Source organism: Fretibacterium sp., from assembly GCF_057312375.1.
This window is the reverse complement of record NZ_DBHLDX010000056.1, coordinates 1-12,584: the sequence shown is the minus strand read 5'-3', so window position 1 is coordinate 12,584 and position 12,584 is coordinate 1. Positions and strand designations below refer to the sequence as shown.

General features: G+C 67.2%; 11 protein-coding genes and 1 tRNA gene. 2 read left to right on the top strand and 10 right to left on the bottom strand.

Going from position 1 to position 12,584, the window contains the following annotated elements; genetic code table 11:
- Nucleotides 1-1,879, top strand: a 1,879-nt coding sequence (locus ACO41U_RS08245) for a leucine-rich repeat domain-containing protein (protein WP_485943067.1), incomplete at its 5' end; no start/stop codon positions are given.
- A 372-nt stretch (nucleotides 1,880-2,251) separates the two neighbouring features.
- Nucleotides 2,252-3,250, top strand: coding sequence for an Rpn family recombination-promoting nuclease/putative transposase (locus ACO41U_RS08240; RefSeq protein WP_485943065.1), 999 nt, complete (start codon nucleotides 2,252-2,254; stop codon nucleotides 3,248-3,250).
- Between the two features lie 420 nt (nucleotides 3,251-3,670).
- Here the strand turns inward: ACO41U_RS08240 and ACO41U_RS08235 are convergent, their stop codons facing one another.
- From ACO41U_RS08235 to ACO41U_RS08190, 10 genes are all read right to left on the bottom strand, one after another.
- A complete protein-coding gene (locus tag ACO41U_RS08235; RefSeq protein ID WP_485943063.1) occupies nucleotides 3,671-5,002 on the bottom strand; it encodes a DUF3999 family protein in 1,332 nt (443 codons plus the stop codon).
- Nucleotides 4,999-5,592, bottom strand: a complete 594-nt coding sequence (locus ACO41U_RS08230; protein ID WP_298780550.1) for an epoxyqueuosine reductase QueH — start codon at nucleotides 5,590-5,592, stop codon at nucleotides 4,999-5,001. The genes ACO41U_RS08235 and ACO41U_RS08230 overlap by 4 nt, the downstream gene beginning before the upstream one ends.
- Complete coding sequence (locus ACO41U_RS08225) at nucleotides 5,592-7,529, bottom strand: transketolase (RefSeq protein WP_485943060.1); 1,938 nt, start codon at nucleotides 7,527-7,529, stop codon at nucleotides 5,592-5,594. The genes ACO41U_RS08230 and ACO41U_RS08225 overlap by 1 nt, the downstream gene beginning before the upstream one ends.
- Nucleotides 7,530-7,684: 155 nt before the next feature.
- A tRNA-Pro gene (locus ACO41U_RS08220) sits at nucleotides 7,685-7,762 on the bottom strand.
- 77 nt (nucleotides 7,763-7,839) lie between these two features.
- Complete coding sequence (pseC, locus tag ACO41U_RS08215) at nucleotides 7,840-8,970, bottom strand: UDP-4-amino-4,6-dideoxy-N-acetyl-beta-L-altrosamine transaminase (protein WP_485943071.1); 1,131 nt, start codon at nucleotides 8,968-8,970, stop codon at nucleotides 7,840-7,842.
- 103 nt (nucleotides 8,971-9,073) lie between these two features.
- Nucleotides 9,074-10,468, bottom strand: a complete 1,395-nt coding sequence (locus tag ACO41U_RS08210) for an MATE family efflux transporter (RefSeq protein ID WP_485943058.1) — start codon at nucleotides 10,466-10,468, stop codon at nucleotides 9,074-9,076.
- Nucleotides 10,465-10,902 carry a signal peptidase II gene (locus tag ACO41U_RS08205; RefSeq protein WP_485943057.1) on the bottom strand — a complete coding sequence of 146 codons (438 nt, stop codon included), beginning with the start codon at nucleotides 10,900-10,902 and terminating at the stop codon, nucleotides 10,465-10,467. The genes ACO41U_RS08210 and ACO41U_RS08205 overlap by 4 nt, the downstream gene beginning before the upstream one ends.
- Nucleotides 10,895-11,419, bottom strand: coding sequence for a methylated-DNA--[protein]-cysteine S-methyltransferase (locus tag ACO41U_RS08200; protein WP_485943055.1), 525 nt, complete (start codon nucleotides 11,417-11,419; stop codon nucleotides 10,895-10,897). Before ACO41U_RS08200 ends, ACO41U_RS08205 begins: the two co-directional genes overlap by 8 nt.
- Before the next feature lie 158 nt (nucleotides 11,420-11,577).
- A complete protein-coding gene (locus ACO41U_RS08195; RefSeq protein ID WP_485943053.1) occupies nucleotides 11,578-12,444 on the bottom strand; it encodes a metal ABC transporter substrate-binding protein in 867 nt (288 codons plus the stop codon).
- Nucleotides 12,441-12,584, bottom strand: a 144-nt coding sequence (locus tag ACO41U_RS08190; RefSeq protein WP_485943069.1) for a double-stranded RNA binding motif domain-containing protein, incomplete at its 5' end; no start/stop codon positions are given. The genes ACO41U_RS08195 and ACO41U_RS08190, both read right to left, overlap by 4 nt.

The window sequence follows — 12,584 nt, the reverse complement described above, 5'->3', positions numbered from 1 at the left end:
CTTTGGCGCCAAAAACCTGAAGGGGATCGAGTATTTCACGTATCTGGAGACGCTGGTTTGCAGCAACCTGGAGCTGACGTCGCTGGACTTGAGCGGGAACAAGAAGCTGACGTCGCTGCATTGCACGAACAACCTGCTGACGTCGCTGGACTTGAGCGAGAACACGGAGCTGAAGACGCTGCATTGTGAGAACAACAACGCTCTGACGTCGCTGAACGTGAGCCGGAACACGAAGCTGGAGACGTTGAATTGCACCAACAACCCGCTGACGACGCTGGACGTGAGCAAGAACACGGCGCTGAAGGATCTGGCTTGCTCCGAAAACGCCCTGACGTCGCTGGACGTGAGCCAGAACACGGCGCTGACGGAGCTGACTTGCTACAGCAACGCTTTGACGACGCTGGACCTGAGCAAGAACACGGAGCTGTCAACGCTGCACTGCGCCAACGACCAGCTGACGACGCTGGACGTGAGCAAGAACACGAAGCTGATGTATCTGTATTGTGAGCAGAACCAGCTGACGTCGTTGGACGTGAGCAAGAACACGAGGCTGTCAACGCTGAACTGCACCGACAACCGGCTGACGTCGCTGGACCTGAGCCAGAACACGGAGCTATCAACGCTGAACTGCACCAACAACCGGCTGACGTCGCTGGACCTGAGCCAGAACACGAGGCTGGATTCGTTGTATTGCGGAGGAAACCGTCTCACGTTCCTCGATCTGCAGGGGCTGACTCTGACCGGTAGTGCCACTGTGGGCGGCCAGACGCGGGACGGCCTGACGGTCTCGGCGATCGGGGGTGCGTATGTCGTCGACCTCGGCGCGTTTCTCTCCCGGGATCGGTTCGACAAAGTCAAAGACCTCGCCGGTAAGGCTTCCGACGGCACTCCGCTTACCCCGCTGAGCTTCTTAAACAACGGCAAGGCCACCTTTAACGCCAAACCGGTGACGGTGACGTATCGGTACGACACCCAAGGCCACGCAGGGTTCGGAGGGCTAGAGATAGAGATGGATGTCACCCTTATCGAATCCAACACGATCACGGTGTCCGTGTCCGGCCGCGGCAGGGTCACGCGTCAGGGGTCCACGGAGGCGCTGTCCGGCAACGTGGCCGTCTTCCCGGGCGACGACGAGACGTTCGTGATCCTGGCGAACGCAGGTTACGAGATCGCTGACTTGAGGGCTGACAACGCCCCGGTGAGCGTCCCGTCGAGGGCGACGCGTTACGAGTACACGTTCCGCAACGTGACGGAGAATCACACTCTGAGGGCCGCGTTCAGGGTCAGATCGGGCGGGTCGCCGAGTAATCCGGGCGGGTCGCCGAGTAATCCGGACGTGCCGCCAACCTCTCCGGACGTGCCGCCAACCTCTCCGGACGTACCGCCCGTGAATCCTCCCGCGTCGGTCGATATCCCGGCCTCCGCGGGTCAGTGGACGGTCTTCTGGGGCACTCCCGACGCGCAGGGCAATGTTGAAGTGACGGTCCAGGTTCCCATCAAGTCGGAGGTCCCCCTGGTCGAGGGCTCGATCCGGGTCGATGCCCTGGGGATCGAGGGAATCAGGATCAAACTTCTTCCCGATGGCGCGGCGGCCTCCGCTCGTGCAATGGCGCAGCAGTACAGCTACCTGCTCCAGATCACGGGCACGGTGGCCGAAAACGCCCTGAGCACGGCACGGATCGACGCGCTGCACTACAGGCTGGAGGGCGGCGAGGAGAAGATGGTTCGCTTGGGGACGAACGGCGACGGTATCCTGCTAAAGGACATGAAGAAGGGGACGGAGCCCCCGAAGTCGAGTTCCGGCGGCGGGTGTGCCGCGGGCCTGGGCTCGGCGGCGCTGCTGGCTCTCCTTCCCCTCTGCATCCGGCGTCGGCGCTGAGCCGCTGCGCAGAACAAACGCGAAAAACGCGCGGCCCCCTGTCGGGGGCCGCGCGTTTTTCAGGCCCCCTTGCAAGGGGGCTGGCAAGTCTTGGAGGGGCGAGACTGACGGCCCGTGAGCAAGGGCGAACGGCAGCCGGAAGGCTCCCCGCAGGGGAGGCGGCGAGTGTTTTTCATAAGACGCGCCTGTCTGACATTCCCCGCCAACGCCTCCACAAGGCAATCAATTGCCTTGCTTCGGCACAGCCGACCAACGCAGCGCAGCAATCGCTGACGCGATTGCATAAACTGCGTCGTCTGGCCGTCCCCTTGCAGTGGAGGCGAAAACCGCAATAAGCGAATTGTTATAATAAGGTAGCGAGGAGGTGGGGACATGGAGGACGCAGAGCGGGAGCGCAACGGTGAGCTGATCGGTCCGGCGTTGGGGCCTGTGACGGCAGGGCAAATCGAGGCGGACCTGGAGCGGGGAAAAATCTACCGCCTCAACGATCGTTTTTTTAAGTTTCTTTTTGGCCGCGAGGAGCGCAAACCCTTGTTTTTGGACCTTGTGAACGCCCTTGTGTTTCCCGACGGAAGCGCAGGCTTCACCGATTTTGAGTACGCGAACCGGGAGCTCTCCGCTGCACGCGTTGAGGGGAAGGACTGCTACCTGGACATCGTGGCCAACATGGCGGACGGGACGCAGGTGGAGGTTGAGGTGCAGGTGAGAAACTGGAACGACTACCTGCAGCGATCCGCCTACTATCTCAGCACGCTGCACGCCTCTCAGATGGGCCTGGGTGGTTCGTACCTGGATTTGAAGCGGACGGTATCGATCCACATTCTGGCGTTCAGCCTGTTTTCCGGAGAGCGTTTTCGCCGCGAGTTTTGTCTGTGCGACGTGGAGAGCGGGGAGAAGCTGAGCGACGACCTGAAGTTGATCTACCTTGAGGTTCCGAAGTACGCGAGTTATGGGACACCGCGGAATCGTCTGGAGTACTGGCTGATGTATCTTGCGGGGATGGAGGCGAAGAAGATGCCTGAGGCGATGGTGAAGGACCCGATGATCGGCGAGGCGCTGAATCTGGAGAAGCTGTTTTTGCAGAGCAGGGAGGAACGGCAGCGATACATTGTGAGCTATAAGGCGATGCGGGACGCGATGACGCGCGACGAGACGATCCGTCGCGTTGCCCGCGCCGAGGGTGAGGCGAGGGGCGAGGCAAGGGGTGAGGCCAGAGGGCTGGCAAAGGGCCTGAACGAGGGCGAGGCCAAAGGTATCGCCGCCACGGCGCGGCGGATGCTGGGCATGAGTTTCACGTCGGAGCAGATATCCCAGGCGACCGGGCTGTCTCTTGGTGAGGTCGAGGCGCTGAGGCGGGAGATGGACAACTGATCGTTGGCCCCCGGTCTGTTTGGCCCCCTTGGAAGGGGGCTGCCCTGTAGGGGGGCGGCGAGTGTTTTTTCATAAGACGCACCTATCTGACATTCCCCGCCAACGCCTCCACAAGGCAATCAATTGCCTTGCTTCGGCACAGCCGACCAACGCAGCGCCGCAATCGCTGACGCGATTGCATAAACTGCGTCGTCTGGCTGAGCTGCGGAAGTCCCCCGGACTTCCTTCGCCCTCAGCCGACCGATACGACGCCGACCGCCTGTCGGCGTCTGTAAGTCGTGTCGTCTGGCTGAACCCCTCCGCCGCCTTCAGCGGCACCTCCCCTCAAGGGAGGCGACCTCTGAGCGGACAGCTGCCGCCGTCCGTTCGGGAGGTCGTCCCGGACGGAGCTCCGGCGTGGGGCGAACTCGTGGGACGGGCTCATCGCCCCATCCGCCCTGCGCGCCAAACGGCAACCCCGGCCGCGCTCGCGAAGACCCCCAGCCCCAGCCAGACGGGAATGCGCCACGGAGCCGTGTAGCCCTCCCCCTCCGCACCGGGCTCCGGGGGCGCCTTGAAGTCCTCTCCACCCCACGAATCGGCGATCGCCAGGGTTACCTCCAGGGCGTCCCCAGTGAACTCTTCCGCCGGGCGTCGGGCCCCCTCCAACGGGGGCGGTGCGTCGCATCCAAAGGCCAGGGACCAGGGGCCGGGACCCTGAGCCCGAAAGAGGACCGTCCCCGCGCTCCACCAGGCCCTCAGCAGGGGCGGCTCCTCCATGAGGGCGCTGTCGAACTCGACGCGCCAATGGCGGTCCTCCCTAAGGTGAACGGGGATGGGGCCGTTTCGCTGCTCCGCGCCCAGCCTTCCGCGCGCCAAATAGAGCTCCGCCCTCCCCACGAGTTGCCATGGGCCCCTGATGTCGGACCGCGACAGACAGCGCGCGCGCCGGCGTCCGGGCTCACTCAGGAGGAACTGGACCCTCGTGACGGGCCAGGCGCCCCCCGTGTCATACTCCGCCGCGCGGCGATCCTCCGTCAGGACGCCTGAGAAGTCCGCGAAGCCGCCCTCTATGGCGTGGCCCCACACCCGATAGGTGCAGCTCGCCCCTTGAAGGGCGAACCCATCCCCCGCCCCCCGAACCCGCAGAAGGAGGCAGCGCGTCGGGGCCCTGGGGAGCTCCAGCGCCCCCGCTCCGAGAGGGGCATCGCTCACCACCTCCCGCCACCGCTTCAGGTCCACGCTCATCAGGACGTCGGCCCGCGCCCCAGACCCCGCCCCGTCTGAGTCGAGGAGCAGCCGGTACCGGTCCGACGGGCCCGCCGGGGAGAGCTCGGAGAGGTCCAGCAGATAGCGGCGCTCGCCCCTGCGGACCTCCGGGGCCGTCCCCTGAAGCTCGATCAGCCGGCCCTCCCGTTGGGCCTTGACGCGAAACTCCGACGACCCGGCGCCCTGCCCCGCCGGAGAGAGCTCAAAGCAGGGGAGCTCCGTCTCGACGAGGACCGGAGGCCCCTGGGGGATCGGGCGGCCCGGCTCCACCGCGAAGGGCACGGGCTCCCCCCTCGCGTCCAGGACGACGAGGTCCTCGGTCTGCGATCGAGCCAATCCGGCGTAGACGCCGGTCGGGAGCCTCAGGCGGCAGAGAGCCCCCTCCTCCGCCCCCGCGATCTCAAGGACGTGCGCGAAGTTCCCGCTCAGGGGCCGCGCCCAGGCCGGCCCCGCCAGACAGGCGGCCAGGGTCGCCGCGGCGAAACGGCGGGCCAGGGACCTCACAGCGCGCACTCCACGGGGAGCCCCTGCAAGCTTGCGACGCACCCGCAGTAGTTCTGACGGTAGAGCCCCAACTCCCTTGATATCTCTATGGACCGGAGGAAGCCGTTCCGCTTGCGCCAGACGCGGGGTTCCCACGTCAGCCCGCGGGACGCGGCACAGGCCGCGCCGATGCGGGCGATGCGCTCCACGTCCTTGTGGGGGCTGGTCGTAAGGCTGGTGCAGAGGTGCGTGCAGCCAAGGCGCACGGCGGCCTCCGCCGCGGACGCGATCTGCATCAGAAAACACTCCGTGCATCGCCGCCCTCCCTCCGGCTCCTCCATCAGTCCCGACCGTTCCATGTGCGCGATCCACTCCTCCGGCGCGTAGGGGCCCTCCTCCAGAGGGAGTCCCTCGTGGGCCATCAACCGGTGGAGCGTCGTCAGCCGTCGAGCGTACTCCGTGCGGGGATGGATGTTGGAGCCGTAAAAGAAGCCCGTGACCTGCCAACCCTCCGCCGTCAGGTCCCGCGTCGGGACGGTCGCGTCCGGAGCGCAGCAGATGTGAAGCAGGAGGCGCCGCCCTGCCGGCAGCGCCTCCTCTCGATCCGTCATCAGCGTCCTTCCCTCAGCTCCAGGAAGGACTGGGCGATGCCCTTCTCGTCCAGCCCCATGGCCGCCAGGACGGCCGAGGAGGGGCCGGAGTCGCCGTAGCGCGTCACCCCAAGGTTCCTCATCCTTGCCAGGAGGCCATGCCGCGCCATGGCCACGGCCAAGATCGACCCCATGCCCGTGTCCGCGTGGTGGTCCTCCACCGTGAGGACGCACCCCAGCCCACAGGCCTCCCTGAGGGCCGCCATATCGACCTCCAGCGGGCAGGACACGCTCCACACGGCTGCGCTGACGTTCCTCTCTGCGAGGGCCGCCGCCGCGGCCAGCGCGCATTGCGTCATCGCCCCCAGGGCGAAGATCGCGCCGTCCTTTCCGTCACGGACCTTCACGGCGCGGCCGTACTCGAACCGATAGCTCCCGCCGAAGACGGCGCGGCCCGACGGGGCGCGCACGAGGTCCACCTTGCTCCGACCCATCGCCAGGCAGATGCTGTCCGGCGACCCCAGCATCCAGCGGGTCGCGCGGTCCGTCTGCTCCGGGTCCGCGGGGACCACGAGGCGCCAGCCGAAGGTGTTGTGGAACAGCCCCACGTAGTCGATGCACTGGTGCGTCTTGCCGTCCTCGCCGACGTCAAGCCCCACGTGCGTCAGGACGGTCTTGGCCCCGGACCGGTTGATGTCGTTCAGGCGCTGCTGGTTGTAGACCTCGTCGATGCCGAAGACGCCGAAGTCCGCCCAGACCGCCGCCGTCCCCGCCGCGGCCGCCGCGCCGGCCGTCGTGGCCGTGGAGTGCTCCTGGATGCCGCACTGAATGAAGTTCTTCGGACACTCCGCCTTGAAGTCCTTCGTCATGACGGAGGGGGCCAGGTCGCAATCGAAGACGAGGATAGGAGTCGTTCCGGGCCTGCCGCAGTTCCGGCGCCCCACATCCGCAAGGGCCTTGCCGAAGGCCCCCCGGTTGTCCGACTTGCCCTCCTCATAGGAGAGGGGGGTGCCCAGCTCCAGCTGCGGCGTCGGCGGGACGACCTTCCGCCCCTTGAAGGACGGCTCGGACTTCCGCGCCTCCAAAGCCCTGGCCAGCGTTTCAGGGTCCCCGCCCAGGTCCCTCACGATCTGCTCGTAGAGCTCAGGCGAGGGAGCCTTGCCGTGATAGGCGGCAGTCCCCTCCATGGCCTGCCCCTGCCTGCCCATCACCGTGCGGCAGAGCAGCACGGTGGGACGACCGCGGCGGCCCGCGTCCTTCAGCGCCAGGTAGAGCGCGTCGAAGGAGTGCCCGTCGCACTCCACCACCTCCCAGCCGTCCGCCTCCCACAGCTCCCTGAGGCTGCAGGGCATGACGTCGTCAAGGCGCCCCGAAATCTGGATGCCGTTCCAGTCCACCAGGGCCACCAGGTCCGTCAGCCCCTCCTTGACGGCGAGGCGGCGGGACTCCGCCAGCTGGCCCTTCGTCTGGCCGCCGTCCCCCATCAACACGTAGACGCGCCCTCTGTGCCCGCGGGCGCGCTGCGCCAGGGCGAAGCCCACGCCGGCGGAGAGCCCCTGCCCCAGGTTGCCCGTCCCCCAGTCCACGCCGGGGACCTCGCGTTCCACGTGCCCCTGAAAGACGCTGCCGCACTGACGGAAGTGGGCCATGGCCTCTCCGGCATCGAAAAATCCCCACTCCGCCAGCGCCGCGTAGACGCCCGCCGACGTGTGCCCATGGGACACGACCACGTAATCCCGGTCCAGGGCATTGCAGTTCTCCGGCGTGAGGTTTGCCGTGCCGTAGACGGTCAGGAACATCTCGATGCCTGAGAAGGCGCCGCCGGGGTGTCCGCTCGACGCCGCGGTCACCATCGTCAGGGCGCTGACGCGCGCCCGGCGGGCTGCGGCCTCGAGAGCGGACCGATCCCCCTCGGAGAGGGAGGGGACCGGAAACCCATTCAGCTTGGGAAGGGACATAACGACATTCACTCCTTAAAAGTTTTTGACATCTTTACGGGCCGGCGACTGAGCGAAGCACCGCTGAGAGCGCCGAAAGACGCCCCCTGATTATAGCGCAAAGGGCCGCAAAGTAAAAAAAGAGGAGCCCTTGCGGACTCCTCCAACCCTTCAAATGGTCGGGACGAGAGGATTCGAACCTCCGACCCCCTGCACCCCATGCAGATGCGCTAGCCAGACTGCGCTACGTCCCGAATACAGTGACTTATTCTATCGCATTTCCTCAAAAGGTCAAGATGGAAAATCGAACTCTGTCGCCGCGACGGCTTCCCTACTCCACGAAGAACCTCCTGATGCAGTCCGCCACGCGGCGCACGTCGTCGTCCTCCATCAGGGGGAAGATGGGCAGGGAGATGGCCCGTTTGTAGTAGCGCTCCGCCTCCGGGAAATCTCCCTCCCGGTAGCCGAACCGATCGCGGTAGTAGGGCTGAAGCGGCACAGGCCTGTAGTGTACCTGGAGGCGGAAGCCCTCCTCCGCCAGGCGGGCAAAGAGCGGAGCTCGCCGCTCCGCGCCCACCTGAACGACGAAGAGGTGCCAGGCGTGCCCCTCGTGGTCGGGAGGGAGCGTCAGGCCGGGAACGCCGCTCAGGAGCTCGCGGTAGCGGGCGGCGATCTCGCGTCGACGCGCGACGAAGGCGTCCAGCCGGCGCATCTGGCTCAGGCCCAGGGCGCAGGCGACGTCCGAGAGGCGGTCGTTGTAGCCCAGGGTCTGCATCTCGCTGTGCCATGGCCCGTCCGGCGCGTCCTTGAACTCCGCGGGGTCTCGCGTGATGCCATGGTTGCGGAAGAGGCGCAGCCGACGGGCGAACTCGTCGTCGTTCGTCAGGACTGCGCCGCCCTCGGCGGTGGTGATGTGCTTCACCGGGTGGAAGCTCAGGGTCGTCATGTCCGCGTCGGCCCCCACCCTGTGCGTCCCCCGCTCTCCGCCCAGGGCGTGGCTGGCGTCCTCGATGAGCACGGCCCCGTGCCTCTCGGCCATCCGCCGGAAGGGAGCCATGTCGAAGGGGTAGCCGGCGAAACTCACGGGCGCGATGACCTTGATCCGACGGGGAAGCTCCCGCATCTTGGCCTCCGCTCGAACGGGGTCCATGCACAACGTGTCCGGGTCGATGTCCGCAAAGACCGGCTCGCCCCCCGCGTAGAGCGCGGCGTTCGCCGTCGCGACGAAGGTCAGGGGCGTGGTCAGCGCGTGCTCCCCGTCCCTGAGCCCCGCGGCGGCCATGGCGCCGTGCAGCGCCGCCGTGCCATTGGCGTAGGCCACGGCGTGCCGCACCCCGGTGTAATCGGCAAGGACCTTCTCGAAGGCCTCCACCGTCGGCCCCTGACTCAGCCAGTCGCCCTTCAGGACCCGGACGACTTCCGCGATGTCGTCGTCGTCGATCCACTGATGTCCATAACCCATGGTCTTCAAAGTCTCATACCTCCGCAGTGAACAGGATAAGTTTTTCTTGAACGAAATTAAACGAAAATCGTCGTGCAAACGCCGGGACCGCGCCGCGGCTCCATCATCGCCAGGCAAAGAGCCAGCGGCGCCCGTAAAAGCGCCAGAGGGAGATCAGGGCGCGAAGCATCCAGTCCACGATCATGGCGCCCCAGACGGCCGTCAGGTCCCAGCCGAAGCGGTGGATCAGCACCCAGATCAGGGGGACGCGCAGCGCCAACATGCCGGCGACCGCGATGTACACGGGCCAGCGGACGTCCCCCGCCCCGCGAAGCACGCCGCCCAGCACGATGGTGGCGGCCAGGAAGGGCTCGGCCCACACCTCGAGGCGCAGCATCCGGGCGCTGAGGGCGATGGTCTCGGCGTCGGACGTGAAGAAGCCCGCCATCGGGACGGCGAAACAGTACATGGCCGCGGCGCTGAAGAGGATGACCAGGACCCCGAGGCGGGTGCACCACTCGCCGGAGGCGAAGGCGCGCTCCCGCTCCCCCGCTCCCAGCGACTGGGCCACGAGGGCCGTGCCGGCGATGGAGAAGCCATAGGGCGGCAGGTAGCAGACGGCCTCACCCGTGCTGGCCAGCTGATGGGCGGCCAGGGAAACGGTGCCGAGGCCGGAGATCATGGCCGTGCTCGCCAGGTGTCCCGAAGCGATGGAGAGCCGCTCCAGCAGCACGGGAAACGCCAGCCCGGCGGCCTGGCGGATGATGCGCCGCTCCGGCCGGAAGCTCTCGCGCAGGGCGATCTGCAGGGGGGAGCGCCTCAGGAAGAGCACGCCCATCATGCAGATTCCGGAGAAGGCCGTGGCCAGCGACGTGGCCGCAGCAGCCCCCGCCACGCCCCACCCGGCCCGCGGCAGGGTGAACTCAAGCCCCGCGAGTGAGAACGTCGCCGTCGGGTAGATCAGCATGAAGTTGCCCGCGACGTTGATGAGGTTCGTCAGAAAGTTGAACTTCAGGGGCGTTCGGCTGTCGCCGGCACAGCGCAGGACGTTGGAGCAGACGATCATGGACAGGTTGAAGGTGTAGGACAGTCCCACGACGCGCAGGTAGGAGGCCGCCAGAGGGGTCACGCGCGAGTCCGTCCCCATCCAGACGGGCAGGTTCGGGGCGACGAAGAGCGTCACGGCGAGCGTCAGGGCCGTTCCCAGGACGCAGACGGCCAGCACGGCCTGGCGGATCACCGCGCGGGCCTCCTCCAGCCTCCCCTCGCCGATCCGCCGCGCCATCAGGACGGAGTACCCGACTCCCACCGCGTTCATGAAGCCGTTGAGGAGCCAGACCGTCGAGGTGGTCACCCCGACGGCGGCGGTGGCTTCCACGCCGACGCTGCCCACCATGGCCGTATCCACGTAGGTCACCACCGTCTGGAGCAGCTGCTCCACGATGGCGGGCCACGCCAGCGAGAGGATCAGCCGCCATATCGGGACGTCCTTGTTCAGGAGGTCCAGCGGCTCCGTCACTCAGTCCCCTCCCTGGCGACAACGGCAGCCCAGGCGGCCAGGCACGCGCCGATCCCGATCTCGACGTCGGCGAGGTTGAAGAACAGGCCTCCCGACACGAGGCAGGAGGAGAACGGAAGGGGTATCCAGTCCAGGACGGCTCCCAGCGTCAGCCGCTCCGCGAGGTTCGCCGTGGCCCCTCCGGCCGTGATCGCGAGCCCCACGCGTACGGTACTGCCCGGCCTCCTCCACAGGAACGCGGCCCACAGCACGGCCGCGAGCACGAGGGAGGAAACGACCAGGGCCAGCGCAGGGCGCCCGGCCAGGAGGCCGAAGGACACGCCTGCGTTCCTGGAGAGCCGCGCGCCAAGGCGCCATGCCGTCGCGCAGGCCAGGGGCTCCAGCAGCACGGCGGAGAGCAGAACTCCCATCAGCCGCGACCGGCGCTCAAACACGCCGTTCCTCGCCGGGGACGTAAAAGCGCGACATGTCGACGCCCTCCAGAGTCAGGAGCCGCACCTTGCGATCCATTCCCCCGCCGTAGCCCACGAGGTTCCCTCCGGCGCCCACAACGCGGTGGCACGGGATGACGATGGAGATGGGGTTGCGCCCCACGGCGCCGCCCACCGCCATAGGCGCCATCCGCCCGCGCTCGTTCCGCTCCGCCAGGATCGCCGCAATGGCGCCATACGTCGTGGTCCTTCCATAGGGGATGTCCAGGAGGATGCGCCACACCGCGCGCTGAAACTCCGTGCCCGCCGGAGCCAGGGGAAGGTCCGCGGGGCTCGGGCGTCCGCCGTCGAAGTAGGCGTCCAGCCACCTGCGCAGGGTAGCGAGGACGGGAAGGTCCGTGCCCGCCGCGTCCTCCGGCCTCGGCTCGACGGAGGCCATAAAGAGGCCGACCAGGCTCTCCCCGTCGCTCATCGCGGTCAGCGTCCCCAGCGGGGACTCGTATTCCATCCTGTAGCGCATATCCCAAACGCCTCCTCATCCTGGCATGGCGAACCGACTGACCTATCATACGCCCAATCGGCGATAAGAAAAAGGCCATCGGGAGATTTGTATGCGAAAGGGGGCGGCCCCTCGCCGCCCCCTCCCCGAAAGTCCCGCCCCACGGGACCGAACCCGCACTACCGACTGCGCGGCGCGTCCGGCTTCCGGCCCGCGGGCGGCTTCGCCGTGATCTTCTGCCAGAGGGAGATGTACTGTTCGTTCAGAAACGCCGGATAGTCCTGGTTCAAGGGCGGCCGGGCGAAGTTGAAGACCTCCGGTCGGCCTCCGAGGAAGTGCCGCAGGTTGCGCGGCGTCCCCCCATCCATCACGAGGACGACGCCCTGGGCGATCCTCTCCTCCAGAAACTCCTGAAGTTGTTTGGGACTGGACCGGCTCCAGCTGTCGAGCAGGTGGAGGTCCGGTCGCTCCATGCGGCACCCGGCGGCCCGAAGCAGCGCGCTGCTGGCCCCGCTGAGGTCGCAGACCCGCACGTCCCGCAGCACCTGTCGTCCAGCCAGGACGGAGCTTGAGAGGCGGGCCTGAAACTCCGCAAGGCGGCGCTGGTAGTACAGGTAGTTCTGAGGGTCCCAGTCCGCCAGCACCGTCAGCACCCTCTGGGCGACGAAGGGCATCACGGAGGGGTCCGGCAGCGAGGCGTCCCAGCGCTCCGGCGGGATGGGGAAGGGGTTGTAGAGCGTCCGCAGCTTTCCGTAGGCGCCGGCCTTCAATCCCGACCCCGCGAGGTCAGCGGAGTCCAACGCGACGATGCAGGCGTCGGCCGGCAGGTTTCGCAGCGCCCGGCCGCCCTCGGCGCGTACGGGGTCCCCTGCGTCGTTCCAGATCAGGAGGGGCCGGACGGCGACGTTGGGGCCGCCCAGGAAGGAAACGATCAGGGCGATCCAGGGCTGCGTCACGACGACGGGCAGCTCGTCCGCCAAAGCGGCGCGCGCGGGGAGCGACAGGAGGAAGAGCGCCACCGCGAGGACGAGAAAACGCCGCCTCATTCGTCGACGTCGAGGCTCATCAGGTCCTCCAGCACCCGCTCCGCCGCGTCGGACTCCGCACCTTTGCGCGTGCTGCCGCAGGCGATGTGCTCGACGCCGTTCACCCTGAGCCGAACGCGAAAGGACGGCGCGTGGGAGGG

Coding starts and splice junctions, on each gene's coding strand:
- ACO41U_RS08240 (WP_485943065.1), top strand. CDS start 2,252: ATGGAGGACGCAGAGCGGGAGCGCAACGGTGAGCTGATCGGTCCGGCG.
- ACO41U_RS08230 (WP_298780550.1), bottom strand. CDS start 5,592: ATGACGGATCGAGAGGAGGCGCTGCCGGCAGGGCGGCGCCTCCTGCTT.
- ACO41U_RS08225 (WP_485943060.1), bottom strand. CDS start 7,529: ATGTCCCTTCCCAAGCTGAATGGGTTTCCGGTCCCCTCCCTCTCCGAG.
- pseC (WP_485943071.1), bottom strand. CDS start 8,970: ATGGGTTATGGACATCAGTGGATCGACGACGACGACATCGCGGAAGTC.
- ACO41U_RS08200 (WP_485943055.1), bottom strand. CDS start 11,419: ATGCGCTACAGGATGGAATACGAGTCCCCGCTGGGGACGCTGACCGCG.
- ACO41U_RS08195 (WP_485943053.1), bottom strand. CDS start 12,444: ATGAGGCGGCGTTTTCTCGTCCTCGCGGTGGCGCTCTTCCTCCTGTCG.